The organism is Neisseria sp. P0019.S002, assembly GCF_051957155.1.
Taxonomy (GTDB): domain Bacteria; phylum Pseudomonadota; class Gammaproteobacteria; order Burkholderiales; family Neisseriaceae; genus Neisseria; species Neisseria perflava.
Genome location: NZ_JBQCWS010000167.1, coordinates 1 through 436 on the forward strand (window position 1 = coordinate 1; position 436 = coordinate 436).

A 436-nucleotide genomic window follows, 5' to 3' on the forward strand; every position below is an offset into this window, starting at 1 on the left:
TCAGATGTGGATAAGAGACATGGGTACTATTTACGCCGTCAGCGCATCGTCCGAAGATGCAATACAAAACGCACTGATTCCTATCATACACAACACCTGGGGCTTGCCGACTGCCTTTGCCTTCTTGGCTTGGGATGTGTATGCTCCGATGTGTGCCGCAACGTTGGCCGTAATTAAACGCGAAACCAAATCCACGAAAAATATGCTTATGATTACAGGCTATTTGTTCCGGATGGCTTATTTTGCCGCATTCGTGGTTTACCAAATTTCTTCAAGGATACTATCGTCATGACTCAAGATATTATCGTCGGCTTGATTATGCTCGCCTGCGTATTCTTCCTTTTGCGAAAATTCGTGTTCAAGCCGAAAAAACGCGACTTTGCAGCAGCGGCTGCGGCAAATGCGGCGGTTGCGGTTAAATAAAGAGGGTTAGGTA

The 436-nt window shown here is 46.3% G+C and carries 2 pseudogenes; both read left to right on the forward strand.

Annotation, left to right across the window (positions count from 1 at the left end):
* Positions 1-292 (forward strand): annotated as a pseudogene (locus ACTHTY_RS12120) (ferrous iron transporter B); the annotation flags it as partial.
* Positions 289-419 (forward strand): annotated as a pseudogene (locus ACTHTY_RS12125) (FeoB-associated Cys-rich membrane protein). The pseudogenes ACTHTY_RS12120 and ACTHTY_RS12125, both read left to right, overlap by 4 nt.
* The last annotated feature ends 17 nt before the right edge of the window (positions 420-436 follow it).